A 26,970-nucleotide genomic window follows, 5' to 3' on the forward strand; every position below is an offset into this window, starting at 1 on the left:
CCTAGAATCGCCGGGCCAGCTCCACGAAGAATCGCCTGCCGGTGATGTCGTCACCCCAGTCGTTGCGGTAAGAGGCCGCCATGTCCCAGCCGCGCCACAGGTCGCGTGTCAACCCGAGCTCGGCCCAGGTGTTCTCGCGTGAGGCATCGACGAGGTTGCCCGTGTACGAGAACCGTCCCACTTCGAAGGTCCAGCGCGAACGGCCGGTCGCGCGCATCAGGCGCAGGCTGGGCGACCAGCCCGAGAGCCACGGGCCGTCGAAGCCGCGTGCGAACAGGCTGACGTCGGCCACGCGCAACGTGCGCGCCGGCACGCGCGCCATCACGTGCCAGGACTTGACGTCCTCGCCGGTACGCTGCTCGTGGCGCAGGCCACCCGACACGTCGAGGCTGGCGCCCCCGGGCCCGCGCCAGGCGGCGCCTGCGCGCCAGCCGTTACGACCGGCCTCGGTGAACAGGCTGTCCGGCAGCGAACGTGTCTCCCAGGTGCGGACGGGTTCGCGCCCGTCATAGCCCAGCGTGAGCGCCAGCGGCTTCGTAACCTGGTAGCGTCCGGTCAACGCGGTGCTGGTCAGCGCGGCACTGCGCCCACCCTCTTCCTTGCGCCAGCCGCGGTAGAGATCCACCTCGGCTGCCTGCAGGAGGCTTAGCCGGTTCCCGTCGCGCCAACTGGTGACGAGCGACAGGTACTCGCGGCTGATCTCGCCTTCGCGATAGCGCCCCACGGCGGCCAGGGTCACGTCGAGATAGCGCCCGTTCGCGCCCGCGCGATCGTATTCGAGGACGGCGCCGGCCAGGTGGTCGTCGGTGCTGAAGCCGAGGTCGCCCCAGGCGGGGGCAAAGCCGCCGAAGACACCGAACGTCGTTGCGGCGCCCAGCCGCCGGGTGACAGCCAGGCCGTCGAACGGACCGGCGGCGGCAGTCCGGCGCCCACCCACGCGGCCGAACGCGAACTGCCAGCCCAGGTCACGACCTTCGCGCACGAGCGCCGCCTCCAGCACGCGGTTGCGCCACTCGGAAGCTGGCGTGCTCTCGCCGAAGCCGCTGCGCGTGATGCGGCGCAGGCTGCCGCGACCGTGGAACTCGAAGCCGTTGCCCAGCTCGCGCGCACGCACGCGGAACGGCAGGCTGAACAGGTCCGTCGAGAGGTTGCGGTCCGTCGACTCCGATGTGTGGTCCCACTGGAGCGCCACCCAGCCGTCGAGGCGTTCGCGCGGGCGCGAGCGCGAGGCTCCGCCCGTGCCGTCCACCGTGCGGACGCGCGAGACGAGCGTGTCCGCCACCGCTGGCGCCGCGCCGCCGGCGACTGGCTCGTAGAGGGCGCGATCGCCGGTGTTGATGGCGCCCGCGCCGCTGATGATGCGGCACGAGGCCGAGTGCTCGGCGACATAGGCCACCTCGAGTTCGGCCACCGCCTTGCCGCCGCGAACGACGCGCACCTTGACGCCCACGTCCAGGCCGGCGGCGCTGCCCTCGTCCAGGTAGACGCTCTCCGCCGAGACGAAGCGGACGTGGCATTCAGCCTCGGCGGCGGCGGTCGAACGCGGCCAGGCCAGCCCCATCGCAAGGGCCAGGATGACGATGATGGTCGCCGATCTTGTCTTCAGCATCAATCGCGCCCGTCCGGGTGGCACGTGTAGCAGGCGGTACTCACCCACTGGTAGTCGCGCCGGCCCTCGTGATCGTTGGCCATGTCGGTCTGGTTGTGCTCGTGGCACAGGATGCACTCGAAGTGCGCGTAGTTGCTCGGCGTCACGTGGCACTGCGCACAGTCGATGTTGCGGTGCGCGCCCGATTCGATCGGGAACAGCGGCTCGTGGTCCCAGGTGGACGGGGTCCAGGCCGTCGTCGAGTGGCACGTCACGCAGGTGGTCGGGAACGACGCTGCGGTGTGGCTCGGGTCGTTCGTCTGGGCGTAGTCCGCCTGGTGACAGGCGTAGCAATCGGTCGGCGTGCCCGCGTACCCGGCGCCGTGGCACTCGGCGCAGGTGGCATTGCGATGCGCACCCGTCAACGGGAACGCCGTCGTGTTGTGGTCGAACTGCGCCGGCTCCCAGGCCGTGGTCGAATGGCAGGACGCGCAGGCCGTCGGGTATCCCGAAGCCACGTGGTTCGGGTCGGTCGCGCCGGTGTAATCCGCCTGGTGGCAGGCGTAGCAATCGGACGGCGTACCGGTGTAACCCATGGCGTGGCAGGCCTCACAGGTGGCGTTGCGGTGCGCACCGGTGAGCGGGAACGACGTGGTCCCATGGTCAAACTGCGCCGGCGTCCAGGCTGTCGTTGAGTGACACACGACACAGGTCGTGGGGATGTTCGCCGTGGCGTGGTTCGGCGCCGTCGTCGCCGCATAGTTCGCCTGGTGGCAGGCGAAGCAGTCCGTCGGCGTTCCCGTGTAGCCCCCGGCGTGGCACTCCATGCAGCTCTGCGCCGCATGCGCGCCCGTCAGAGGGAACGCAGTACGCGCATGGTCGAAGTTCGAATCGTCCCAGGTCGTCACCGCATGGCAGGCCGTGCAGTCGGTCGGGAACCCGCCGGAGACGTGGTTGGGGTCGGCCGCCGCTTCGAAGTCGGGGCGGTGGCAGGCATAGCATTCCGTCGATGTCGCCACGTACCCCGCCGTGTGGCAGGAGGCGCAGTCGACGCCGCGGTGTCCACCCTGCAGCGGGTAGTTGGCCGGCGCCAGGGCGTGGTCATAGGTGGACGGCTGCCAGTCGCTGGTGCCGTGGCACGACACGCAGGTGGTGCCCAGGCCGGCCGTCGCGTGCGGCGGGTTCGCCGACGCATCGTAGTCCGGCTGGTGGCAGGCGTAGCAGTCGGTGGGCGTGCCCACAAACGTTTCCGCGTGGCACGAGGCGCACGCCGTCGTCGCATGAGCGCCCGTCAGCGGGAAACTGAGCGAATGGATGAAGTCGCCGCGGCCCCAGTTGGCCGCAAAGACCCCGTGGCAGCGATCGCAGTCGGTGGTGAACCCGGCCAGCCGATGGTCCGGGTCACGCGTTGCCTCGTAGTCGGGCTGGTGGCAGGCAAAACAGTCGGACGGCGTGCCCAGGTACTCACCGCGCTGGGCGCCGGTGTGGCAGGCATCGCAATCGACGCTGGCATGGGCGCCGACCAGCGGCAGGCGCGTCGTGTCATGCTCGCGCTGCGCCTGCGAACGCTCGACCCATCCGGCGGGCGTGTGGCACTGCTCGCAGGCGGGACCGAGGCGATTCTTGTGCGCATCGAGGTGGCAGTCGGCGCAACGCGTGCCGATGTGGGAGAACTGCGGCTGCTTGTGGCAGTCGCGACAGGCGACCATCGCGTGCTGGCCCTCCAGGTTGAAGCCGGTCGTGGCGTGGTCGAAGGGCACCGACTTCGCGTCGGCCGCCCAGGACTGCTCGGCATGGCACAGGCGGCAATCCAGCTTCATGTCGCCGTGCGGGTTGACCGCCGTGGGCGTCGGGGCCGGGGCAGGGGCAGCGGGGGCCGGGGCGCAGACGCAGCGCCGGTCACTGCAGCCATCAGCAGCGCCAGCAGGGCAAGCGCCGAGCAGAGGACCGCGATGCGAAAGCTTCGCCTGTTCATGACTGGCCTTTCTGGATTGCCGGCGGGTTGACGTGACAGGCCCGGCACTCGATCTGGAGCGGCTTGTAGTGCAGCAGTCGCGGCTGGTCGGCGCTGATCGGCAGGTGACACTTGCCGCAGGCGACCTTCTCGTGTCCCCCGCGCAGCGGGAAGCGACTGTCCTTCTCATGGTCGAACTTCTCGGCGAGCCAGTCGGTGGCGACGTGGCAACGCGCGCAATCGGCGGCCTTCGTGCCGGCCACGGGCTTGTCGGCGAACTGGTCGCGGTGCACGTCCTTGTGGCAGGCGGCGCAGTACTTGTCCGTGACCTTGAAGGGCACCTTCGTCTGCGCTGCCCCGGCCTGGGCCCCGGACTTCTTGGCCTTCGCGGCGACCACCGGCTTGTGACAGGCCAGGCAGGCGACCTTCGCATGCCGCCCGTCAAGCCTGAACTCGGAGCGGTTGTGGTCGAACGCGACCTGGCGCCAGCTGGTCTCGTTGTGGCAGACGACGCAGGCGCCGGCGGCAGCATCGACGGCGAAGCGGTCGCCCTGGCCCTCGTGCGGGTCGCGGTGGCAGTCGACGCACCGGGCAGACGCCGGCTTCAGGTCGGCCGCCCGCGCGTAGGGCGCCTTGCGATCGGCGGCTTCCTTCAGCGGCTTGTGGCAGAGCAGGCAGGGCACCGCCTGGTGCGCCCCGCGCAGCGGGTAGGCCGACTTCGCATGCTTGTCCAGCCCGTAGCGGGCGGGCGTGAACCCGTCGACGGTATGGCAGTTCTCGCAGGTCATCCATTCCGGGCGCTTGCGGGCGTCGGCCTGGTGCGCATCGCGGTGGCAGTCCCTGCAGGCCGCGAATGCCGGCTTCTGCTTGCCGCCGCCGTGGCAGTCGGCGCAGGCGGTGCCCTTGTGCCTGCCCAGCAGCGGGTACTTGGTGCGGCTGTGGTCGAAGCCGTCGCCACTGATCTTCTTCCAGCTGTCGGTGACGTGGCACTTCGTGCAGTCGGGACCCAGCTGGCCCACGTGCGGATCCTTGTGGCAGTCCGTGCACAGCGCATGAGCCACGGGCGTGAACTTCGGCGACGGCGGCAGCTTGCCGTCCTCGGCGCGCACGGGCAGGGCCGGGTGACACTTGGCGCAATCGGCCTTCAGGTGGCGGCCGCTGAGCGGGAAGACGGTCTTCGCGTGGTCGAAGCCCACCGTCGGCTTCCAGCCTGCCGTGTTGTGGCACCCGGTGCAGGCACGCACGACGCCGTCGGTCTTGAGCTGGCCGCGGTGATGGTCACCGTGGCAATCGAGGCAGGCGACCGGCAGTCCCAGGTACGTGCGGTCGGGATCCTTCCTGTCGGCGCGCAGCGCCTCCGGATCCGTGACCTTGCCCGCATTGTGGCACTTGCGGCAATCCAGCTTCGCGTGGCCGCCGGTCAGTTCCCATCCCGCCTGCTTGTGGTCGAACTTCTCCGGCCCGCCCTGCCAGTGGATCAGTTCGTAGTCGGTGCCGTGGTGTTCGGTGTGGCAGTCGGCGCACCGCGCGTACTCCTGCCGGCTGTGCAGTCCCTTGCCGGCGGTGCGCTGGGCCGAGATCTCCTTGTGGCAGCCGAGGCAACGATCCTGCACTTCGCGATTGCCCAGCTCATGGCACTCGCTGCACTTCTTGAGGCCCTCGAGCTGCGAGTGCGCGCGCGTCAACGGACCCGGCGAAAGCTGGGCCAGGGCCGGCCAAGCGATCATGAGTTGCAATATCAAGAAGCAAAATGGTCGGATTTTTCCACGGATTGACCACATTCTGCGAATCACGAGACCGTGACGAATCGACATTACCCTGCGTTTCTCAGGAACCGAATTCCCAGACGTAGCCCAACGCGACAGCCACCGCCACATGCACGATCATCACGAGGATCATGATGAACGCGAAGGGCTTATGGAACACGTGCCAGTAGTGGAACAGGTCGCGGATCAGGTGGAACAACCGCAGTCGCCTGGTCTGCAACACCCATTCCTTCGCCAACCTGACGGCCACCGCGCGGTCGCCGTCCACATGCCGGAGCGACCATCTCTGCAATTGACGGACCAGCGTGCCGTTGAGGAAGGGCAGCATCAGGAGCGCCATCGGGGCGGCGCGATGCTCGAGCTTCCGCAGGGCCAGGTCCTCGAGGACCGCTGCGGCGCGATCGTCCATGTTGTGGTTCATCGACAATTCGACGAGCAGGGCTTCATTGCGCGCCTCGATCTCGGCCACGTCAAGCGTTTCACCGAGCACGTTGCGCGGGATCTGCTGGTACAGGTAGCGGCCGAAGAAGCCGCTGAGGGCCACGGCCACCATCGACCAGTAGCTGACCGAGACCAGCCCGCCCACCTTGAACGCGGTATGCAGGGTGATGAGGATCGGCCCCGCAACGCCCAGGAAGATGTGGTAACGCAGCCAGATGGGCAGTTGGCCGGCGCGCTGCAGCACGCGCATCCGCTTGCGCAGCGAATACAGCAGCAGCAGCACGATCATGACGCTGCCGAGGATGCCCACGCCGTGGCCGACGCGGCCGGCGGCGCGGAATTCGCGGAAATCGGGGTGATGCGGCCGCTCGGCCATCCCTGTCGTGAAATAGTCCCAGCCGTTCCAGACGGTCCAGCCGACCAGCACCGCCACGGCAACGGAAAAAACCGCCAGGACGGCGGCGTGGACTTTCGTGCTCCTGGTCTCCATACCCTCTCCTCGAGCCCCCCGACTCCCCGTGGCGAGGATCCTTCCTCGTCAGGGCGTCAGGGCCTACATAGCACCTTCAATCCGATAAGAAAAGATCGGAATTATCGCGCCAGCCTTGAGGCTGTGCTCCGGCGCGCGACGGCCCGGGGCGCGCACGGTGGACATTCCCGCCGCCTCCCGCTAGCTTCTGCCCGAGTCCCCGCGCTGCGGGCGCGCCCCGTTTCGACCCGGAAAGGCCTGTCGCCGCATGAACGAAGACATCCCTGCCGCCGGCACCGACGCCGACCCCGAACGCTCCGATTTCATCCGCGCCTTCGTGCGCGAGGACCTGGCGGCCGGCCGCAACGACGGGCGCGTGCACACGCGCTTTCCGCCCGAACCCAACGGCTACCTGCATATCGGGCACGCCAAGGCCATCATGATCAGCTGGACGCTGGCGCAGGAGTTCGGCGGCAAGTTCAACCTCCGGTTCGACGACACGAACCCCGAGAAGGAGGACGTGGAGTACGTCGAGTCCATCAAGAAGGACGCCCGCTGGCTGGGCGCCGACTGGGAGGACCGCGAGTTCCACGCCTCGGACTACTTCGACCAGCTCTATGCCTGGGCGCAGTACCTCATTCGCGAAGGCAAGGCCTACGTCTGCTCGCTGGACGAGGAGCAGATCCGCCTGTGGCGCGGCACCGTGACCGAGGCGGGACGTCCGAGTCCCGACCGCGAGCGGCCGGCGGCCGAGAGCCTGGACCTGCTCGAGCGCATGCGGAAGGGCGAGTTCCCCGAGGGCAGGTACACGCTGCGGGCGAAGATCGACATGGCGCACCCGAACATGAAGATGCGCGACCCGCTGCTGTACCGCATCCGCCGCGTGCCGCATCACCGCACCGGCGACAAGTGGAACATCTATCCCATGTACGACTACGCGCACGGGCAGTGCGACGCCATCGAGGGCATCACCCATTCGCTGTGCAGCCTCGAGTTCGAGGTGCATCGCCCGCTGTACGAGTGGTTCATCGAGAACCTGCCGGTACCCTACAAGCCACGGCAGATCGAGTTCGCGCGCCTGAAGCTGAACTACACGGTCATGAGCAAGCGCAAGCTGCTGCAGCTGGTGAAGAACAACCACGTGAGCGGCTGGGACGACCCGCGCATGCCGACGCTCAGCGGATTGCGGCGACTGGGCTACACGGCCAGTTCCATCTGCCGGTTCGCCGAACGGGTGGGCGTGGCCAAGCGGGACTCGACGGTGGACCTGGACCTGCTGAAGTGGTCGATCCGCGAGGAACTGAACCGCGAGGCGCCGCGCGTGATGGCAGTGCTGCATCCGTTGAAGGTGGTCATCACCAACTATCCCGAGGGCCAGGTCGAGCAGATCACCTGCGAGAACAATCCCGAGGAGCCGGCTGCCGGGACGCGCGAGGTGCCGTTCACCCGCGAGCTGTACATCGAGCAGGACGACTTCCGCGAAGATGCCCCGCGCAAGTACTTCCGCCTGAAGCCGGGCGGCGAGGTGCGCCTGAAGCACGCCTACTTCATCAAGTGCGACGAGGTCATCAAGGATGCGGCCGGCAACGTGGTCGAACTGCGCTGCTCGTATGACCCGGCCTCGCGCGGCGGCACCAGTCCTGACGGACGCAAGGTACAGGGCACGCTGCAGTGGGTCTCGGCCGCGCACGCCGCGAAGGTGGAAGTGCGGCTGTACGACAACCTGTTCCGCGTGCCGTTCCCCGAGGAAGGGGTCGAGGACTTCCTGGTGAACCTCAATCCCGACTCGCTCGAGGTCGTGAAGGAAGCCCTGGTCGAGCCGGCGCTGGGCCAGGTCGAGCCCGGGTACCGCTGCCAGTTCATGCGGCACGGCTACTTCTTCGCCGACCCCGTCGACTCGAAGCCGGGCGCGCCCGTGTTCAACCGCACGGCCACGCTGAAGGACAGCTGGGCCAAGCTGGAAGCGGGCGGCAAGTCGGAGTGACGGTGGATCGTCGGCAACCGGCGTCGCCCCCGAGGCGGCGCCCCGGAAGGAGGTGTTGGCCATGAGTTTCGGCGAGAAGATCTTCCTGACGCGCTTCGCCAAGAGCGCCGGCTGAGCCGCCAAGCTGAGTCCGGGGGACCTGGACCAGATCCTGGCACCTATCCGCGCCGTCGCCCCGCCCGACCTCTTGGTCGGATTCGAGACGTCGGACGATGCCGCCGTCTACCGTCTGGACGCCGAGCGCGCCATGGTCTGCACCGCCGACTTCATCACCCCCGTGGTGGATGACCCACGCACGTTCGGCCGCGTGGCGGCCGCCAACTCGCTGAGCGATGTCTACGCGATGGGCGGCGTGCCGCTGGTGGCGCTGAACCTGCTGGGCTACCCGCCGGCGGGCGTGCCCAATGCCGTGCTGGGCGAGATCCTCGTCGGCGCCGGCCAGATGTGCGCCGAGGCCGGCTGTGCCGTGGGCGGCGGCCACTCGGTGCGCGACGAGGAAGTGAAATTCGGTCTCAGTGTCACCGGGCTGGTGCACCCCGACCGCATCCTGCGCAACAGCGGCGCCCGCCCGGGCGACCGGCTGGTGCTGACCAAGCCGCTGGGCACCGGCGCCCTGGTGGCCGCCATGAAGAAGGGCGCCCTGCTTCCCGGCGAGTACGAGGCCCTGGTCACCTGCATGACCACGCTGAATCGCTGCGGCAGCGGCCTGCACGCCCTCGGCGTGAACGCCTGCACCGACGTGACCGGCTTCGGGCTGACCGGCCACGGCCTGGAGATGGCCCGCGGCTCGAAGGTGGCGCTGGCCATCCACGCCGGCGCCCTGCCCCAGTTGCCGCGGGCTGCTGCGCTGTGCGCGGCCGGCTTCACCTGCGGCGGCACGCGCGCCAATGCCGGGTTCACCGCCCGGGGCCTGCGCTTCGACCCGGCCCTGGACGAGGGCATGGTCGGACTGCTGAACGATCCGCAGACCAGCGGGGGCCTGCTGCTGGCCGTGCCGGCCGACCGGCTCGACGGGGTGCTGACCTTTCTGCGCGAGTCCGGGGCCCTGGCCGCGGCGGTGATCGGCGAAGCGTCCGAGCGGTCCCCGGACGGCCCGTGGCTCGAATTCCTGCCCTGATCGCGGCTGCGCAATTTGTCTCAACCCCTACGCGACTGCGTCGATATCCACGGCGAACCCTGTAAAGGGCCCTTTCGCCCAATGGAGTGTCGGCCGTGGCCGTGTTCCTGAACAAGTCGCTGATGGATGTCCACCCGCGCGAGCTCGCGGGCATGGTCAAGGACATCCCGACGCTGCCGGTCATTTACCAGCAGCTGTTCCAGGCCATGCAGGATCCCGACTTCTCGGTGCCGCAGGTCTCGGACCTCATTGCGCAGGACCAGGCGCTGTCGACGAAGATCCTCCATCTCGTCAACTCGGCTTTCTACGGCTACAGCAAGCAGATCCAGACGATCAGTCGCGCCGTGGTCATCCTCGGCTTCCGGGCTGTGCGCAGCGCGGCGCTGGCCATCAGCGTCTTCGACTACTTCAAGGACGAGGGCGAGAGCAGCGGCGTGAACATGCAGGACTTCTGGGTCCACTCGATCGCCGTGGCGACGACCTGCAAGGTGCTGGCCGAGGAAGCCAAGCTGCCGAACCAGGAGGAGGCGTTCGTCGTCGGCCTGCTGCACGACGTGGGCAAGCTGATCGAGAAGCGCTACTTCGCCAACGATTTCGAGGACCTCTGCCGCGCCGCCCAGGAACAGCACCTGACATGGTTCGGCGGCGAGCAGCTGCTGTTCCAGATCAACCACGCCACCATCGGCAAGGCCGTGTTCCGCGCCTGGGACTTCCCCTCGACCGTCGTCGACGCGATCCACTACCACCACGAGCCCGAGAAGGCCGGCACGGTGCCGCAGATGGCGGCGCTGGTGCACGTGGCCGACTACGTCGCGTACGAGATGCGCATGGGTTCGCCGGGCGCATACCCGCCGTCCATCTGCTCGCCGGCGGCGCTCAAGGTCGTGGGCCTGACACTGGCGCAGACGGCCGAACTGCACGAGCGGATCCGCGAGGAGATGCAATCCGCGCTGCAGATCCTCAAGCTGGTCGAATAGACCCTCCGGATAGACCCGTCGAATAGCCCCTCCAGCCGGACTTTACTTGCCGCCGCACCCGCCCCATACTGGCCGTTCCGGGTCGGCGCGCCTGTCTGCGGCGCGCCCGTTCCATCCCCGGTGGGGGTCTCCTTGGCCGAGCGCGACACCACCATCCTCTTCGTCGGCGACATGCACCTCGGTCGCCTGCCGGCGCGTGTGCCCGTCGAGGTGATGGGCGGCCGGTTGCCCCCGCTGTCGGATCTCGGGCCCGGTGCCGCGTGGTTGCGCACGGCCGGGCAGGCCGTCCGCCTGGGCGTCGATGCGGTGGCCTTGGCCGGCGATGTCGTGCACGGGGCCAATGACCTGTTCGAGGGCGCGAACGAACTGGCGAAGGGACTCGAGATCCTGGCCGCCGCGCGCATTCCCGTGGTGGCGGTGGCCGGCAACCACGACACGCGCGTGCTGCCCGACCTGGCCCGGCGCGGCGGCATCACGCTGCTGGGTGCGGGCGGCACCTGGAGCGCGCTCGACCTGGCGCCGGCCGGACGCGCGCCCGTGCGCCTGGTGGGCTGGTCGTTCCCGGCCCCGCACTGGGAAGCGAGTCCGCTGCAGACGCCGCCGCCGCCTGCGGCGCCGGGCCTGGTGACGCTGGGCCTGCTGCACGGCGACCTGGACGTGCCCGGCAGCCGTTACGCCCCCGTTGCCGGCGCCGGACTCACGGCGACCGGCTACACCGCCTGGCTGCTCGGCCACGTGCACCGTCCGGACGAGCCGCCCGTCGACGGCCGCCCCTTCTACCTCGGTTCGCTCACCGGCCTGGATCCGACCGAGACCGGCCGCCACGGCCCGGTGCTGGCACGGATCGGCGGCGACGGCCGCCTTGAACTGCAGCGGCTGCCGCTGGCGCCGCTCGCCTGGCTGGCAGCGACACTGGATGTGGGCGCGGCGGAGGCGCCGGCCCGTGACCTGCCCACGCTGGTGCGCGGCGCCATGGAAGACGCCGTACTGTCCATGCCGGGCGGTCCCGGCGAGGCGTTGGCGGTGGGCGTGCGCCTGACCCTGCGCGGCGCAGTCGCCGAGCCGGCGACGGTGCGCCGGGCTGCCGCCGTGCTGGTCGATGGTCCGGACGCCTGCCTGAGCGTCGGCAGCACGACCTGCTTCCTGGAGAAGCTCGAAGTCGACGTGCAGGAGCGGTTGGACCTGGCCTCGCTGGCCGGGACTGCCGACCCGGTGGGCCTGCTCGCGCGGCGCATCCTGGCCCTGGAAGGCGCCCCGGTGGTACCGGGCGTGGCCGACCCCGCTGCCTGGCGTGCGGCGATGCTGCGCGAGGCGCGCGGGCGACTGGCCGACATCGATGCGCAACCGTCGTTCTCCCCGCTCGACGCCGACAGCGACGATGCGACCGTCAGTCGCGAGATCCTTGCCGCCGCGCGCGCGGTGCTGGAGCACCTGCGCGCGTCGAAGGGAGGCGATCGTGCGCCTGACCCGGCTTGACATCGAGAGCCTGCCCGGACTGGACGGCCGCTTCACCCTGGAGCCGGCGCCCGGCATCAACGTGGTGGTCGGCCCCAATGCCTCGGGCAAGAGCTCGCTGGCGCGCGCCGTGCACGGACTGCTCTGGCCGAAGAACACGCCGGGCGCTGCCCGACAGTTCCTCGCCGCGACTTTTGTCGACACCGGCGGTGAGCGTGTCGCCGTGCGTCGGCCGGACGGCGCTTTCGAGTGGCTGCGCGGCGGCCAGCCGACAGCGGCGCCAAGGCTGCCGGACGACCACCTGCGCAGCCGCTACGAACTGGGGCTGACGGACCTGGTCGAACAACGCGGCCCCGGACGCGACCGTGCGTTTGCCGCCGAGATCCGCCGCCAGATGACCGGCGGCGTGGACCTGGACCTGGCCGGCAATGACCTGTTCCGCTCGTCCGCTGCGCTGGCGAGCCGGCGCCTGAAGGAGTGGCGCCAGGCGGCACTGGTGCGCGACGAACAGGAACGCCACCAGCGCGACCTTCACGAGCGTCAACGCGGACTCGACGCCTGGCGCACGGAACTGGCCGCCACCGCCGCCCAGGGGCGCGACGCCGAGGCGCTGCGCGCGGCCCTGGCGGTCCTGGATGCGCGCGACATTCTGGCGACGGCAACCGCGCAAATGACGGCCTTTCCACCGGCGCTGGCGGCGTTCCGTCCGGAGGATCCGCAGGCACACCAGTCAGCGTTGCAGCGGCTGGCCGAGGCCGAGGCCGAACTGGCGGCCTGCACCCGTCGCCTCAATGAGGCAGTGGCACGTCGTGAAGCCCTGGGGCCGGTGCCGCCGTTCCCCCCGGCTGTCGACAGCCTGCTCGACGCCTGGCGGCAGGCGGCCGGTTGGCTGGAATCGTCTGCGGTCGACCTGGCGGGCGCGCACAGCCAGCGCGAGGACGCGGCCGCCAGGCTGCGGGGCGCGGCTGACGAGGGCCCATCTGCGGCCGGCAGCCCGGATCGCGAGTCGCTGGCCAGGCTGGCCCGGCTGTTCGTCGATGCGGAAGAAGCCCGGGCACGCCTGAACGCGGCGGACGCGCTGCTGAGCGAGCGGTTGCTCGCCGACGGCAGGAGCGGCTCACCCCAAGGCTCCGCCTCGAACACGGGCGCGACACCTGACTCTGGTGCCACCACGGCCACCGACACCGCTTCCGCCGTCGCGGCCCTCGAATCGTGGTTGGTTTCAAGGCCGGCGTCCCTTTGGTGGCCGCTGGCCGCGGTCGTCGCCGGCGCCGCACTGCTGACCGCTGCGGCGCTGGCGCGTGCGGGCGGCATCGCTCCCTTGCCCCTGCTCGTGGGCATGGTCCTGATCGCGGCCGGGACCGTGGGCACCGCGGGCGCCCTGCGTGCGCGCACCCGGCACTCCCGGCGCACCGACGCGGCGCGACACGCATTGACCGCCGCCGGCATGGTCGAAGCCGAGCGTGCGGTCGCCGCCTCCGACACCGTCGCCGCCCTGGCCGCGCGAGACCGACTGAAGGAAGCGGGAACGCGACGTGAACTCGTGGCGGCCTGGCGCGACAGGCTGTTGGCCGAGCGCGAGCGCGCCCACGCCCGCCTGCGGGAACTCGAAACCGAAGCGACGAAGCTCAGGCACGAGTGCGGCCTTGGCGCTGAACTGAGCGGACGCGGCGTGCTGCACGATGCCGAGGCAGCCGCGCGCCTGCGCGAAGCCGATGGCAACGTTGCGCGCGCCATGGCCGAACACGCCAAACGCGCAACCAACGAAGCCGAGCGCGCCCTGCGCGTGCAGGAAGTACTGGCCGCGGCGGGCGAGCAGTCGGCGGCCGACCCGGCAGCGGCCGCCGCCATCGTGCGCCGCTGGCAGCAACGGCTCGACGACCAGGCGAGCGTTGATCGCACCGTGGAAGGGTTGCGCGAGCAACTGGCCGAGGCCATGCGGCGACGCGGATCAGCTGCCGACGATCTGGTGCGCCTGCGCGCGAGATTGGGCATGGCTGCCGATGGCAGCGGTGACGCCGAGCTGGCGGCACTCGCGGGTGCTCATGCCGGCTGGCTGCAGGCCGTCGCCGCGCGCGACACGGCCCGGGCGTCGCTGGCTGCGCGGACCGAGGCAGCCGATCCCGCGCTGCTGGCCCATCCGCGCGAAGCGCTGCAGGCACGCCTCGACGCCGCGGGTGATGCCCCCGCGCGCGAGCGTGAGCTCTTGCAGCGCATCACCGCGCTCGAGACCGAGCTCGCCGCAACCGGCGCCGAACGACGACTCGAAGTGGCACTGTCGAACCTCGAGCGCGCAAGAGATAAGCTCGCCGAGGAACACGTTACCGCACGTCGCGCCGCGCTGGCCGACTGGTTGCTGGCCGGCCTGCGCACCGAAGAGGCTTCGACGGCGCGACCGGTCGTGCTCGAGAACGCGACAGCACTGTTGCGGCGCTTCACGCAGGGTCGCCATCGCCTCGAAGTGACGTCCGGGCAGGGAGGTGAGCCGACGTTTGCCGCCGTCGATGAGACGCTGGGCCGTCGACAGTCGCTGGCCGAGCTCTCCGACGGCACGCGCGTGCAGCTCCTGCTGGCCGTGCGGCTGGCGTTCATCACCGCGATGGAGGACGACGAGCCGCTTCCCCTGTTCCTGGACGAAGCGCTGACCAGTACCGACCCCGGGCGTTTCGCCGCCGTGGCCGCCGCGCTGGGCGAACTGGCTCGCGAACAGGGCCGACAGGTCTTCTACCTGACCAGCCAGCCCGGCGATGCGGCGGCCTGGGACCGCGCTCTCGTGGAGCGTGGACTGCCGCCGGCAAAGCTCATCGACCTGGCCAGGGCGCGACGCCTGGCTGGTGCGGCAACGACCGCGCAACTGGCGCCGCCGCCGCCTGCCGACCTGCCAGTTCCGGGGCCCGGGCCCGAAGGCCTGGCGGCGTGGCGCCGCGAGATCGGCGTGCCGCCGTTCGACCCGCGACACGAAGCCGGCGCCCAGCACATCGACTGGCTCCTCGTCGACGACGGCCCGTTGCTGCATCGACTGGTGGTGAGCGGCGCCGCCCGGGTGGGCCCGCTGCTGGCCGCTGCCGACGACCTGATCGACGCCGGCGTACTCGACGAGGCGACGGCAACGCGGCTGCGCGAACGGGCGCGGGCCATGGCCTCTTTTCTCGCGCACTGGCGCGTGGGGCGTGGGCACGCAGTCACGCCGACCGACATCGACAACTCGAAAGCGGTGACGACAGCGATGCGCGGCCCCGTGCTGGAACTGCTCGAACGTGTAAATGGCGATGCCGTGGCGTTCGCCGCCCAGCTCGCGGACGTCAAGCGGCTCCAGGAGCGGAAGGCGGAACAACTGCTCCAGCACCTGCGCGAGACCGGCGCCCTGGACGAACGGGCGACGTTCGACCGCGAGGCGGTGCTGGTGCGGGTGCTGGGTGACCTGGGCAGGACGGTTGAACCGGGCAGGACGGGTGATCCGACGCAGGCTCGTCTCAACGTGGCCGAGATCCGCGCCTGCGTGGCGCGCTGGTGGGAAGCCGCCTCGGCGGCGAAGGGCTAGCGCATCAAACGCATGCAGCCGTCGACGGCTCAGTCGCCGCCGCGCCGGATCAGGTCGGACAGCCCCACATGCGCCTCGAGCCGCTCCAGCAGGATCTGCCGCGTGAGCGAACAGGCCTCCGAGATCTTCGTCGAGCGCAGGCTGTAGTAGACGTTGATGCCGTCCTTGCGGGTGGCCACGACGCCGGCCTGCCGGAGCACGGCCAGGTGCTGCGACGTGTTCGCCTTCGGGATCTCCAGCAGTTCGGCCAGTTCATTGACCGAGATCTCGCTGTGTTCCTTGAGGATCTCGAGGATCTCGAGACGCTTCGGGTTCGCCAGGGTCTTGCAGAGTTCGGCCTGGAGTTCAAATAGCTTGCGATCCATGCGCCCCTTCGCCTTCCGCCGCCTTGCCGGCACGCGCGCAACTGCAGCCGGCCCGGCCGGATCCGGCCCGGTCCATTGGCTGCTAACATGAATATATATCGCGCACAGCAGTCCGTAAACCCGGCGACCGGATCAGTTCCGGCGCGGTGCCTGAAGCTCGGGGGGCAGCTGGAAGCGCACATTTTCCTGCATCGCCAGCACCGGCTCCTCGGCCCAGCCGGCCGCCGTCAATTCCCGGACCACCGCCTGCACCAGGTGCTCGGGCGCCGAGGCGCCGGCCGTCAGCCCGATCACGGCAACGTCGGCCAGCGAGGCCAGGTCGAGGTCGGCGGGTCCGTCGATCAGCGTGGCGGGCACGCCCAGGTTGATCGCCACCTCGCACAGGCGCCGGCTGTTGCTGCTGTTCGTCGAACCGACGACGAGCAGGTGGCCGATGCCCAGGTCCACGAGGGCCTTCACCGCGTCCTGCCGGTTCTGGGTGGCGTAGCAGATGTCGCTGCGCGCGGGCTCGACCAGCTGCGGGTAGCGGGCGCGCAGCGCAGCGGCGATCGCGTGCGTCTCGTCGACGCTGAGCGTGGTCTGGGTCGCCAGCGCCAGCGGCGTGCCGTCGGGAAAGGGCAGCAATGCCACGTCGGCAACGCTCGTCACGAGGGTGATGTGGCCGGGCGCCTCGCCCATGGTGCCCAGCACCTCGTCGTGGCCGGCGTGCCCGATGAGGATCATGTGACGCCCGTCATCGACGTGGCGCAGCACTTCCTGGTGCACCTTCGTCACGAGCGGGCAGGTGGCGTCGATGGCCTGCAGGCCGCGGCGTTCGGCATCCTCGCGCACCGTCGGCGCGATACCGTGCGCGCTGAAGACGACCGTGGCGCCGTCGGGCACCTCGTCCAGCTCGTCGACGAAGACAACACCGCGCGCGCGGAAGTCCTCGACCACGGAACGGTTGTGCACGATCTCGCGCCGCACGAACAGCGGCGTGCCGTGCAGTTCGAGCAGGCGGTCGACGACCTCGATGGCCCTCTCCACGCCGGCGCAGAAGCCACGCGGCTGGACGGTCAACAGGCGGCGCTCGGCAGGTGCGGTCATCGGATTCGCTTTCGGGGCGGTTGGGGTGGCGCCTCCGCCGCCCTGCGGGGAAACCCCCGCGGACGACGACCGGGAACGTGGCGCCGCCCAAGATAGGCCCGGCCGGGCGACGTGGAAACGCCCGGCGTTCCCCGCTCCCGTGCGTCGCCCCGAAGGGCCGCGTGAAGGTCTTGCAAATCACTGTGGATTCAGCCGTAATCGATATTCCGGCGCGATTAATCATCGCAAGAACGAGACGATTGAGATCGGGAATCATACCAAATACCAAAATAATCTAAAGATCACCCCAAGATTTCATTGCATTTCTGTTGCGTGGATCATATCCTAATTGACAGTCGTGATCAGAACGACACCACCTCGACTCGCGGCCTGTCGGTATCTCCCTCCAATCCCCCACCGGCATGCCGTTGGACCGGCCCCGCTCTGCGGGGCCGGTTCGCTTTCCGGAGCCCCGATGTCACCTGCCGGACAACAACTTCACAGACGAAGCGGACGGATCCGTCAGGGAGCCCCCGCTCCGGTCGCGCCGGCCAGGCTCTCGAAGCGCCGGCGCGAGGCCTCGACCGCCGGTGTCAACGCGGGTACAGCCAGCGCGCGGCGGCGCACATCGGCGAGCGCCTGCCTCGGTTCGGTCCACGAAGGGTCGATGCGCGTGGCCAACTGCAGTGAGCCCACCGCCTGCGCATAGGCTTCGAGCGCCGCCAGCGCGGCGGGCTCCGCCGCCGGCGTCGGCTCGGGTCCCAGATGCAGTACCGCCAGTTCACCCTGCCAGAGCCGGCACAGGCCCAGGTTGAGCGCCGAGCGGTGCGAACGGGGATACAACTCGATGGCGCGTGCGTGGTGACGACCCGCCTGTTCGAGCAGCGGCATGGCTTGCGCGATCATGGCCTGCGCCTCGGCCGCGCGACCGGCGGCCACCAGCGCCGTGGCGCGCTCCACCTCGGGGCGGGCGCGTGTGAGCAGGAAGGCGCCGTAGCGCTCGTGCGCATCGACATCGGCGGGATCGAGCTCGACGGCGCGACGGAAGTGCTCGCCCGCCTTCTCCGCATCGGGCTGGCGACCGCCGTAGGGCCGCGAGTGGATCAACGCCAGGTTGAAGTGGTCCGGCGCCAGCCAGCGGTCGTCGCGCAGCCTGAACCAGTCGATGTTCGCGACCGCGAGCAGCGACATCGCGAGCGCGATCGCCAGCGCGAACTGGCGACGGTTCTCGCGCCGCCACACCGGCAACTGCGCGACAAAGGCGGCCGCGAACAGCGCCGCCAGCGGCAATAGCGGCGCGCGGAACCGCGCGGCCACGAAGAACGGCAGGATGGCCGCGGCCTGGACCACGACGAGCCAGGCCAGCAGGCGCGCCTGCGGCCCCCGCGGCGCCAGCGCCAGCCCCGCGACGGCCAGCGGCAGCAGCAGCCAGGTGCCCGGCCACCAGCGCGACAGCACGAACACGCCTTCCTTCTCGGCCAGCCAGCGCGGGTTGATGTTGTTGCGGCCCTCGGCTGCGTTCAACAGCAACAGCGCCTTCTTCCCCAGCAGCTGCAGCTCGCGACCGGGGTGCTTCAGCGCCCAGGCCAGCGCATCGCGCGTCGTCAGGTCCGAGAATCGGCCCGGCGTGACGGCGCCGCGCTGCCGCGCCTCGAGCTGCAGCCCGTCCCAGCGCACGCCGACGGGGATGGCGGAGACGCCGTCGGCCTGGTCACTGTGCCCGGTCAGCAGGTTCACGCCGAGGTTCGCGCTGACCGGCACGAACTCGCCGTAGCGCAGGTTGTGCAGCGTGGCCGGTGCGATCGCCAGGACGCAACCCGCGACGACCGGCGCCACGAGGCGCAACCACGGCGGCGTCGATGCGGCACGCGCTCCCGCACGACCCTGCCACCACAACCAGGCCGCCAGCACCGGCAGGACGACGAGCACGTTGGGCCGGCCCAGCGCAGCGAGGCCCAGCAGCAGGCCGGCCGCCGCCAGTTTCTGCACGGTGCGCGGCGCGCGCTCCTGTGTGCCCAGCAGGAACAGCAGCAGGGCGCCCTGGGCCAACGCGGTGGTCCACGCCTCGGCCACCATCTGCGCCTCGAAGAACGGCAGGATGGGCAGCGCCGCGGCGGCGATGGCGCCGGCCAGCGCGACACGCGGCGTGAACGCGAGCCGCGCGATGGCGAACGTGATGACCGAGGTGACGACACCCACGCCCAGCTGCAGCACCAGTACGCCGTGCATGCCCAGGCCCAGGCGATACAGCGCGGCCAGCACCCACGCGGCCAGCGGCGGCTTGAAAAAGGCCTGTGCCTGGAACTCGCGACCATCGACCAGCGCGCGCGCCCAGATATCGAAGAAGGAGGCGTCGACCACGGGCGTCTGCATGAACAGCGAGCGCGAGGCAGGCAGCCAGAAGAGGGCGCGCACGACGAGCGCCACCGCCGCGACGATGGCGGCCTGCTGCCAGGGAAAAGCCCGGCTCGATGCCTGGATCCTGCTGCGCGGGGTGCCGGCCACGATGTCCTCTCGGGAACTGGATGTCTTGTCGGGAATGGGCACGGCCACGACGGCCGCGCGGGCGCAGCATACGTTCCGGGCTGCGCGACGGTCAAGGCGGCGACCATCCTTTGCCCTCACGGCGGCCATCGCCTATGCTTCGCGCTCCTCGCCGTCCCTGACGCTCCTCGCCGTCATTGACATCGTCACCGCTGGTGACGCTGGGAGGCCTTCCATGGATTGCTGCAGTCCCGTTGCCGAAGTCCACGCCGCGACCCTGACCCTGTGGGCTGCGCTGGGTGTCGGCCTGACCACCAGCCTGGGCCACTGCCTGGGCATGTGCGGACCGCTGATCAGTACGTTCTCGCTGGCGCAGGGCAGGACCGACAGCCGCCTGACGCGGCTGGTGCCCGGCCTCCTGCTCTATCATCTGGGACGCCTGAACGCGTACGCGCTGATCGGCGCGTTGTTCGGCCTACTGATGACCGTGACCCACACCGAAGGCCCGTCGCCGACGATACGCGCGGCCATCTTCGGCTTCTCCGGCACCCTGATGGTGCTCATGGGCCTGGGCCTCGGCGGCTGGCTGCCCACCGGACACCTGCTGCAGAACCACCGGCTGGGCCAGTTCATCGCCGGCAGGTTCATGGCCCTGGCCGGCACCTCGTCGATGGCCGGCCGCTATTTCCTGGGCGTGGCCAACGGCTTCCTGCCCTGCGGCCCGGTCTACGCCATGGCCGCCGCGACCCTCACCGCGCCCACGCCACTGCATGGCGCCGGCACCATGGCGATGTTCGGGCTCGGCACGGTGCCGGTGCTGCTCGCCGTGGGCCTCGGCGCGGGCCGGCTGGCTCCTGCGCTGCAGCGGCGGTTCAACCTGGCCGCCGCCATCCTGGTCGTGTTCATGGGCCTCGAGTTCCTGTTTCGCGCGGGGAAGCTGGTGGGGCTGGTGCGCGAGATCCGCTGGGGGTTCGTGCCGCTGTTCTGACCGGTCCAGCGGGCGGCCTGACGGGTCGCCCGCACCTTTTCGATCACGACGCTCCAGAAACAGGATCAATTCACTATATTATGCACTGAGGGATCAATTATTTTGCAAATACGCCCTCATCGTGATAGAGTTTTTGACGAGCGCATTGCCTCCGTGGCCCGAACGGTCACAGCAATCCGCTTCGGATTTCGCCCTCCGGAATGACATGTCCAGACGGACTGACGCATTCGCGCGCAGGGGAATTCCATGCCTGTATTCCGCTCGATCCTTTTCGCCGTCATCACCATCGTCATCGTGACGCTGGGTGTCGCCGCGCCGGCCCTCGCCTTCCACTCCGGCGGCGTCGCCGCCTGCAGCGGCTGCCATACCATGCACGCCAGCCAGGACGGCGGCCCGGCCCCGGGCTGGACACCGGGCGGCAACCCCGGCCTGCTCAAGTACGGCTCCGCGACCGATACCTGCCTGCGCTGCCACGCGACGCGCGGCCAGATGGCCGGCGGCAGCGGCTATGGCCCAGGCGGCGATTTCCACTGGCTCACGCGCACGTTCACCTGGACCTCGCCGTCGGGCGCTGCGGCGGTCAGCGCCGGTTCCAGCCATGGCCACAACGTCGTCAGCGGCGCCTACGGTATCGAGCCCGACCCTCTGCTGGACACGGCGCCGGGCGGCCTGTTCCTCGGCAACCGCCTCGGCTGCACCAGCTGCCATGATCCGCACGGCAACGGCAACTTCCGCATGCTGTACGGCTCGGAGCTCGGCCCGGCCTACGGCGATGGCCAGCGCTTCACCTTCGTCGCCAACGCGCCCCTGGCCGTCGGCACCGGCGGCACGACGCTGGCCGGCGGCGGCGGCGACGAGACCAACACGCGGCACACCGTCTACAAGAGCGGCATGAGCGCCTGGTGCGCCAACTGCCACACGACGATGCACGTGAACGACGGCTCCTGGTTCACGCACCCGGCCGGTGTCGCGCTCACCGGGTCGGTCGCCGACAACTACAACCGCTACGTGAGCACCGCCGACCCCGACGGCGGCAACGCGGCCACCTCGTACTCCGGCCTGGTGCCGTTCGAAGCCGTGGCCATCGACCTGGAGACCGTCGACCCCGCCCACATGACGACCGGCCCCACGAGCGCCGACCAGGTGATGTGCCTGAGCTGCCACCGTGCGCACGCCTCGCCGTTCGCCGACGCCGGGCGCTGGGATTTCGGGGCCACCTTCCCGGCCGCCGACTCGCACCCCCGCGCGGGCGACGGCGGCGCCTCGGCGCAGGACATCGCCAACCGCTATTGCGGGTACAGCTTCGTGGGCGGCCAGCGCTCGCTGTGCAACAAGTGCCACGCGAAGGACGACGGCGACGGGCCCGAGCCCGGCCGGTACCCTTCGCGGCACGGGCCGTATCCCGACAACCCGGTCGGTCCCTGATCCCGCCACGGTTGACCCCTTCGGCGGCGCGGCCTAATATGGACAGGACCACCCCTGTCCTGACTGCGCAACTCCTTGCGCGACGGTGGCTTTTCCGAACCCGGAGCCTCGCGGCGCGACCATGAAGACGGAACCTGTCGACCTGCCCGCCGATTGGTCGGAGGACTGGACACGCGCTGCGCGTTCCGGCCGTTGCCTGCACTGCGGCAACGCCCTCGGCCGCCACTGGAAACCCGCCGAAGGACCCTTCTGCTGCCGCGGCTGCGCCGGCGTCTGGGAACTGATCCACGCGGCAAGCCTCGAGCGCTTCTACGACCTGAAGCCGTCGACGCTGGCCCCGGCCGCCTCGCTGCGGGCGGATAGCTTTGCCTGGCTCGACCGCATCGTCGAGGAACGTGCCGCCGCCGCGCCCGGCGACAGCGTCCTGCGCCTGGACCTCGACATCCAGGGTGTGCACTGCGCAGCCTGCGTGTGGCTGATCGAGGAGCTGTTCCGGCGCCAGCCGGCCGGCGTGCAGGTGCGGTTGAATCCGGCCCTCGGCAAGGTCGAGATGGCCTGGGACACCGCGCGCGGCGACCTGAAGGCGTTCCTTGCCGAACTGGAACGATTCGGCTACCGGCTGGGACCGGCGCGCAAGGGCGTGCAGCGACATTCGCGGTCGCTCATCATGCGCATGGCGATCGCCATCGCCATGGCCATGAACGTGATGATGTTCAGCGTCAGCGTCTACCTCGGCCTCGACCAAGGCCTGCTCTACACCTTCTTCGGCTGGCTCAGCTTCGGCATGGCGACCATCTCGCTCGTCGCCGCCGGCGGTGTCTTTTATCGCGGCGCGCTGGCCGGCCTGCGACGCGGCGTGCTGCACCTCGACGTACCCATCGCCCTGGGCATGACGCTGGCCTACGCCGGTTCGGTCTACACCTGGGTGACCGGCGGCATGGAAGCCACCTACTTCGACAGCCTTTGCGCGTTCATCGCCCTGATGCTGGTGGGACGCTGGGCGCAGGAGCACATCCTCGAGCGCAACCGCAATTCGCTGCTGGAGTCGAGCGGCGCCGAGAACCTGACCGTCAAGCGCGTGCGCGCCGGGCGCCTCGAGGCCGTCGGCGCGGCCATGATCACCCTCGGCGACGAGTTGTGGATCGCGCCGGGCGACCTGCTGCCGGTGCGCGGCCTGCTGTTGCGGCGGCCGACCGAGGCCGCGCTCGACTGGATCACCGGCGAGTCGGGCCAGGTCACGTTCCAGCCCGGCGAGGCGATTCCCGCCGGCGCCTTCAACGCCAGCTCGCAGGGGTTCGCCGTCGCGGCCGCCGAGGCCTTCGCCGACAGCCGCCTGAACGACCTGCTGCGCACCACCTCCATTGCCGACGAACAGTTCCGCCCGCAGTGGTGGCACCGCATCGCCGGCTGGTACGTGGCCGCCGTGCTGGTCGCGGCCGCCGGCGGCTTCGCGCTGTGGGTGGGACGCGACGTGGCGCGCGCGCTGGAAGTGACCATTGCCATCCTGGTGGTGACCTGTCCCTGCGCGCTGGGCCTGGCCACGCCGCTGGCCGAGGAGTTGACGCTCCATCGCCTGCGCCGCGCCGGCGTGTTCGTGCGCAAGCCGTCGTTCCTCGAGAAGGCGCTGGCCGTGCGGCGCATCCTGCTCGACAAGACGGGCACGCTGACGATGGGGCGCCTGGTGCTCGACGAGGCCGGCGCGGCGGCGCTGGCGGCCCTCGGCGCGCGTGACCGCGCGGTGCTGCGCCACATGACCGCGCGCAGCAACCATCCCGTCAGCGTCTGCGTGGCGGCCGCGCTCGGCCCGGTTGCCGACGGCGAGGCGACGTTCACGGGCGAGGACGCCGAGACGCTGCGCGAGGTGGCAGGCCAGGGGCTGGAGCTGAGCCTCGACGACGGCACCTGGCGCCTGGGGCGCCCGGCATTCGCAGCCGGCGGAGCCGACAATGCTCGCAGCGAGGGTGCCGGCGGCGTGACCGTATTCTCACGCGACAAACAGGCACTGGCGACGCTGGCGCCGGCCGAGGAGTTCAAGGCCGACGCTGCCGGCGAGATCGCGGCGCTGAAGCGCGCCGGCTATGAATTGTACCTGCTCAGCGGTGACGCCCAGGTGAAGGTTGATCGCGCCGCCGCCGCGCTGGGGTTGCCCGCTGACCGCGCCGAGGGCGACCTCGACCCCGAGGCGAAGGCGGCGCGCGTCCGGGCGCTCGACAACCACGACACGTTGATGGTGGGCGACGGCCTGAACGACTCGCCCAGCTTCGCCGCCGCCTGGTGCGCCGCCACGCCGGCGGTCGACCGCCCCGTGCTGCCCGGCAAGGCCGACTTCTTCTTCCTCGGTGACGGCATCGCCGCCATCGGCCGCTCGCTGTGGGAAGCCCGCCGCCTGCGCCGCGTGGTGCGCGACAACCTCGTCATCGCCATCGTCTACAACGTCGTGGCGGTGGCCTGCTGCGCCGCCGGCCTGGTCACGCCCGTGGCCGCGGCCATCTTCATGCCCGCCAGTTCGCTCGCCGTCGTGACGTTGACGGCGGTGCGGGTGTCGCGAGGTTCATCATGGATGTGATTATCGTTCTCGTCTTCTTCAGCCTCTCGCTAGTGATAGCGGGTCTCATTTTCTTTTTCACGAGACTGCGCGACGGCGACTTCGACCACGAAGAACGTCTGTCGATCCTTCCGCTGGCCGATGATGACGGATCGAAACAAGACAACAGGACGAAAGAAGTTGACCCCCGGAATGGGGATGACAAATTGGACCGATTGGGTTCCAATGCTGCCGGGGATGAACGCGCGCCGACGCCGCCGGCGTAGGTCGCATTCGGCGCGCGCTGCGCGCACCCCGCAGTGATCCGATTGCCGCACGCGAAGAAGGAGGAAGGTGCTCCACATGGCAGCCTCGAATCTGGACGCCACGAACACGCAGATGAAGACGGTCGTCTACGATGATGCGATCGTGCGAGCTTTCTCGACCATCACCGTGGTCTGGGGCGTCGTCGCCTTCCTGCTGGGTGTGATCGTCGCCGCTCAGCTCTCGTTCTGGCAGGCCAACTTCGGCCTGGAGTGGTTGAGCTTCGGGCGCCTGCGCCCGCTGCACACGAACGCCGCGATCTTCGCGTTCGTCGGCAACGGCATGTTCGCCGGCATCTACTATTCAACGCAGCGGCTGCTGAAGACGCGCATGGCCAACGACATGCTCAGCTGGGCCAACTTCTGGGGCTGGCAGCTCATCATCGTCTGCGCCGCGCTCTCGTACCCGCTCGGGCTCACCCAGGGCAAGGAGTACGCCGAGCTGATCTGGCCCATCGACCTGATGGTCGTCGTGGTCTGGGTCATCTTCGCCGTGAACTTCTTCTGGACGCTGGCGATCCGGAACGAGAAGAACCTCTACGTGGCGATCTGGTTCTACATCTCGACGATCGTCACCATCGCCGTGCTCTACATCGTCAACAACCTGCAGCTGCCGACCAGCCTGACGCACAGCTACCCGATCTTCGGCGGCGTGCAGGACGCGCTGGTGCAGTGGTGGTACGGCCATAACGCCGTGGCCTTCTTCCTGACTACGCCGCCCCTGGGCCTGATGTACTACTTCATGGTGAAGGCCGCCGAGCGCCCCGTGTACTCGTACCGCCTGTCGGTCGTGCACTTCTGGTCGCTGATCTTCCTCTACATCTGGGCCGGCCCGCACCACCTGCTCTACACGGCGCTGCCCGACTGGGCGCAGTCCCTCGGCATGGTCTTCTCGATCATGCTGTGGGCGCCGTCCTGGGGCGGCATGCTCAACGGCCTGCTCACGCTGCGCGGCGCCTGGGACAAGCTGCGCACCGATCCCGTGATCAAGTTCTTCGTCGTCGCCGTCACCTTCTACGGCATGTCGACGTTCGAGGGTCCGCTGCTGTCGATCAAGAGCGTCAGCGCGCTGGGCCATTACACCGACTGGATCATCGGCCACGTGCACGGCGGTGCGCTGGGCTGGAACTCGTTCATGACGTTCGGCATCCTCTACTGGCTGGTGCCGCGCCTGTACGGGACGAAGCTCTACAGCAACAAGCTGGCCGAGCTGCATTTCTGGATCGGCACCATCGGCATCCTGATGTATGTCGTCTCGATGTGGGTCAGCGGCGTGAGCCAGGGCCTGTTCTGGCGCGCGCTGGACGCCGAAGGCTTCCTGAAGTACCCGGACTTCATCGAGGGCCTCTCGAACAGCACGGCCATGTACCACACGCGCCTGATGGGCGGCGTGCTGTTCTTCCTGGGTTCGTTCCTGCTGGTCTGGAACCTGATCATGACCGCCCGCCAGGGCAAGCCGGTCACCGTCAGCGTGCAGGTGCCCGCCCGGCGGCCCGCCGGCGACAATGTCGGCGCCTGGCAGCTGCTGACCAGCGCCCCGATGATGTTCATGATCGGCCTGATCGTGCTGTCGGTCTGGTTCGGCGCCTCGGGCACCATGCTGAGCCCGGTGGTGCTGGCGCTCCTGATCGTCATCAGCGTGGCGATGATCATCTCCTACGGCCTGCAGCAGAAGCGCTGGGGCTACTGGTACGGGCTGGTCGAGCGCAACGCGCTGGTGTTCACGATCATGGCCCTGCTGGCGATCCTGGTCGGCGGCGCGGTCGAGATCATCCCGACGGTCATGGCCAGCAACAAGGTGCCGCTGAACATCACCGAGCAGATGATCGCCGCGGACCCGACCCTGGCCGAGACGGCCAAGTGGGTGCAGAAGCCGTACAGTCCGCTGGAGCTGGCCGGCCGCGACATCTACATCCGCGAGGGCTGCTACACCTGCCACAGCCAGATGATCCGCCCGTTCCGGCACGAGGTGCTGCGCTACGGCGAATACTCGCGCCTGGAAGAGTCGCTGCTCGACCATCCCTTCCAGTGGGGCAGCAAGCGCACGGGCCTGGACCTGGCGCGCGTCGGCGGCAAGTACGACAACCTGTGGCACTACCTGCACCTGTCCGACCCGCGGTCGACGTCGCCGGCCTCGAACATGCCGACGTACAAGCACTTCAAGACGGCGACGGTGAACCCCGCGACGGTGAAGCATCGCATGTCGGTGCAGGCCAAGCTGGGCGTGCCGTACACCGAGCAGGACCTGGCCCTGGCCGAGCAGCGCTACGCGAGCCAGGCCCGGCTCATCACCGCCGACCTGGCGGCCAAGAGCGTGACCCTGTCTCCCGACAGCGAGATGGCGGCGGTCATCGCCTACCTGCAGCGCCTGGGTCGTGGCCCGCAGCCGCTGGAGCCGGCGCCGCCGGCACCGCCGGTCCCGGCGCCCGCGCCGGCGCCCGCGACCGCACCGGCGGATACGACAGTGACCGCGCTGGCGACGACGCCGGCCGGTCAGTAGGGGG

At 69.6% G+C, this 26,970-nt stretch carries 17 protein-coding genes; 10 read left to right on the top strand and 7 right to left on the bottom strand.

All coding sequences use genetic code 11. The annotated features are described in order from the left end of the window. Nucleotide 1: 1 nt before the first annotated feature. From IPG61_05285 to IPG61_05300, 4 genes are all read right to left on the bottom strand, one after another. Entirely contained in the window at nucleotides 2-1,609 is a 1,608-nt protein-coding gene (locus IPG61_05285) for a hypothetical protein (protein ID MBK6733490.1), read from the bottom strand. Beyond that, a complete protein-coding gene (locus IPG61_05290) occupies nucleotides 1,609-3,408 on the bottom strand; it encodes a hypothetical protein (protein MBK6733491.1) in 1,800 nt (599 codons plus the stop codon). The genes IPG61_05285 and IPG61_05290 overlap by 1 nt, the downstream gene beginning before the upstream one ends. 151 nt (nucleotides 3,409-3,559) lie before the next feature. Next, on the bottom strand, nucleotides 3,560-5,269 hold the full coding sequence (locus IPG61_05295; protein ID MBK6733492.1) for a hypothetical protein: 1,710 nt from the start codon (nucleotides 5,267-5,269) through the stop codon (nucleotides 3,560-3,562). Between the two features lie 100 nt (nucleotides 5,270-5,369). Further along, entirely contained in the window at nucleotides 5,370-6,239 is an 870-nt protein-coding gene (locus IPG61_05300) for a hypothetical protein (protein ID MBK6733493.1), read from the bottom strand. Nucleotides 6,240-6,486: 247 nt separating this feature from the next. On the opposite strand from IPG61_05300, the gene IPG61_05305 reads away from it, so the two are divergent. The 5 genes from IPG61_05305 to IPG61_05325 all read left to right on the top strand — a co-directional run bounded on the left by IPG61_05305 (nucleotide 6,487) and on the right by IPG61_05325 (nucleotide 15,292). After that, on the top strand, nucleotides 6,487-8,202 hold the full coding sequence (locus IPG61_05305; GenBank protein ID MBK6733494.1) for a glutamine--tRNA ligase/YqeY domain fusion protein: 1,716 nt from the start codon (nucleotides 6,487-6,489) through the stop codon (nucleotides 8,200-8,202). 61 nt (nucleotides 8,203-8,263) lie between these two features. Next, nucleotides 8,264-9,319, top strand: a complete 1,056-nt coding sequence (selD, locus tag IPG61_05310; protein MBK6733495.1) for a selenide, water dikinase SelD — start codon at nucleotides 8,264-8,266, stop codon at nucleotides 9,317-9,319. Between the two features lie 95 nt (nucleotides 9,320-9,414). Continuing rightward, nucleotides 9,415-10,296, top strand: coding sequence for an HDOD domain-containing protein (locus IPG61_05315; protein MBK6733496.1), 882 nt, complete (start codon nucleotides 9,415-9,417; stop codon nucleotides 10,294-10,296). A 132-nt stretch (nucleotides 10,297-10,428) separates the two neighbouring features. Beyond that, nucleotides 10,429-11,772 carry a metallophosphoesterase gene (locus tag IPG61_05320; protein ID MBK6733497.1) on the top strand — a complete coding sequence of 448 codons (1,344 nt, stop codon included), beginning with the start codon at nucleotides 10,429-10,431 and terminating at the stop codon, nucleotides 11,770-11,772. Beyond that, nucleotides 11,753-15,292 (top strand): AAA family ATPase, encoded by a 3,540-nt coding sequence (locus IPG61_05325; GenBank protein ID MBK6733498.1) that lies wholly within the window; start codon nucleotides 11,753-11,755, stop codon nucleotides 15,290-15,292. The genes IPG61_05320 and IPG61_05325 overlap by 20 nt, the downstream gene beginning before the upstream one ends. Nucleotides 15,293-15,321: 29 nt before the next feature. Here the strand turns inward: IPG61_05325 and IPG61_05330 are convergent, their stop codons facing one another. From IPG61_05330 to IPG61_05340, 3 genes are all read right to left on the bottom strand, one after another. Beyond that, entirely contained in the window at nucleotides 15,322-15,657 is a 336-nt protein-coding gene (locus tag IPG61_05330; protein MBK6733499.1) for a winged helix-turn-helix transcriptional regulator, read from the bottom strand. A gap of 132 nt (nucleotides 15,658-15,789) precedes the next feature. Next, complete coding sequence (ispH, locus tag IPG61_05335; protein ID MBK6733500.1) at nucleotides 15,790-16,743, bottom strand: 4-hydroxy-3-methylbut-2-enyl diphosphate reductase; 954 nt, start codon at nucleotides 16,741-16,743, stop codon at nucleotides 15,790-15,792. Between the two features lie 501 nt (nucleotides 16,744-17,244). Next, on the bottom strand, nucleotides 17,245-19,356 hold the full coding sequence (locus tag IPG61_05340; GenBank protein MBK6733501.1) for a glycosyltransferase family 39 protein: 2,112 nt from the start codon (nucleotides 19,354-19,356) through the stop codon (nucleotides 17,245-17,247). A gap of 85 nt (nucleotides 19,357-19,441) precedes the next feature. On the opposite strand from IPG61_05340, the gene IPG61_05345 reads away from it, so the two are divergent. The 5 genes from IPG61_05345 to ccoN all read left to right on the top strand — a co-directional run bounded on the left by IPG61_05345 (nucleotide 19,442) and on the right by ccoN (nucleotide 26,966). After that, nucleotides 19,442-20,194: a sulfite exporter TauE/SafE family protein gene (locus IPG61_05345; GenBank protein MBK6733502.1), complete on the top strand. Its 753-nt coding sequence runs from the start codon at nucleotides 19,442-19,444 to the stop codon at nucleotides 20,192-20,194. A 246-nt stretch (nucleotides 20,195-20,440) separates the two neighbouring features. Then, entirely contained in the window at nucleotides 20,441-21,619 is a 1,179-nt protein-coding gene (locus tag IPG61_05350) for a hypothetical protein (protein MBK6733503.1), read from the top strand. 121 nt (nucleotides 21,620-21,740) lie between these two features. Further along, nucleotides 21,741-24,185: a heavy metal translocating P-type ATPase metal-binding domain-containing protein gene (locus IPG61_05355; GenBank protein ID MBK6733504.1), complete on the top strand. Its 2,445-nt coding sequence runs from the start codon at nucleotides 21,741-21,743 to the stop codon at nucleotides 24,183-24,185. Then, on the top strand, nucleotides 24,176-24,430 hold the full coding sequence (gene ccoS / locus IPG61_05360; GenBank protein ID MBK6733505.1) for a cbb3-type cytochrome oxidase assembly protein CcoS: 255 nt from the start codon (nucleotides 24,176-24,178) through the stop codon (nucleotides 24,428-24,430). The genes IPG61_05355 and ccoS overlap by 10 nt, the downstream gene beginning before the upstream one ends. A gap of 76 nt (nucleotides 24,431-24,506) precedes the next feature. Next, on the top strand, nucleotides 24,507-26,966 hold the full coding sequence (ccoN, locus tag IPG61_05365) for a cytochrome-c oxidase, cbb3-type subunit I (GenBank protein ID MBK6733506.1): 2,460 nt from the start codon (nucleotides 24,507-24,509) through the stop codon (nucleotides 26,964-26,966). Nucleotides 26,967-26,970: the final 4 nt, after the last annotated feature.

It is taken from the genome of bacterium (assembly GCA_016703265.1).
In the GTDB taxonomy this organism is placed as follows: Bacteria; Krumholzibacteriota; Krumholzibacteriia; order LZORAL124-64-63; family LZORAL124-64-63; genus CAINDZ01.

Bases quoted from the DNA above. Each gene is read 5' to 3' on its own strand.
- IPG61_05285 (MBK6733490.1), bottom strand. From the start codon at position 1,609: ATGCTGAAGACAAGATCGGCGACCATCATCGTCATCCTGGCCCTTGCG.
- ccoS (MBK6733505.1), top strand. From the start codon at position 24,176: ATGGATGTGATTATCGTTCTCGTCTTCTTCAGCCTCTCGCTAGTGATA.
- IPG61_05300 (MBK6733493.1), bottom strand. From the start codon at position 6,239: ATGGAGACCAGGAGCACGAAAGTCCACGCCGCCGTCCTGGCGGTTTTT.
- IPG61_05290 (MBK6733491.1), bottom strand. From the start codon at position 3,408: ATGAAGCTGGATTGCCGCCTGTGCCATGCCGAGCAGTCCTGGGCGGCC.
- IPG61_05350 (MBK6733503.1), top strand. From the start codon at position 20,441: ATGCCTGTATTCCGCTCGATCCTTTTCGCCGTCATCACCATCGTCATC.
- IPG61_05345 (MBK6733502.1), top strand. From the start codon at position 19,442: ATGGATTGCTGCAGTCCCGTTGCCGAAGTCCACGCCGCGACCCTGACC.
- IPG61_05340 (MBK6733501.1), bottom strand. From the start codon at position 19,356: ATGGCCGCCGTGAGGGCAAAGGATGGTCGCCGCCTTGACCGTCGCGCA.
- IPG61_05330 (MBK6733499.1), bottom strand. From the start codon at position 15,657: ATGGATCGCAAGCTATTTGAACTCCAGGCCGAACTCTGCAAGACCCTG.
- ispH (MBK6733500.1), bottom strand. From the start codon at position 16,743: ATGACCGCACCTGCCGAGCGCCGCCTGTTGACCGTCCAGCCGCGTGGC.
- IPG61_05355 (MBK6733504.1), top strand. From the start codon at position 21,741: ATGAAGACGGAACCTGTCGACCTGCCCGCCGATTGGTCGGAGGACTGG.
- IPG61_05295 (MBK6733492.1), bottom strand. From the start codon at position 5,269: ATGATCGCTTGGCCGGCCCTGGCCCAGCTTTCGCCGGGTCCGTTGACG.
- IPG61_05305 (MBK6733494.1), top strand. From the start codon at position 6,487: ATGAACGAAGACATCCCTGCCGCCGGCACCGACGCCGACCCCGAACGC.
- ccoN (MBK6733506.1), top strand. From the start codon at position 24,507: ATGGCAGCCTCGAATCTGGACGCCACGAACACGCAGATGAAGACGGTC.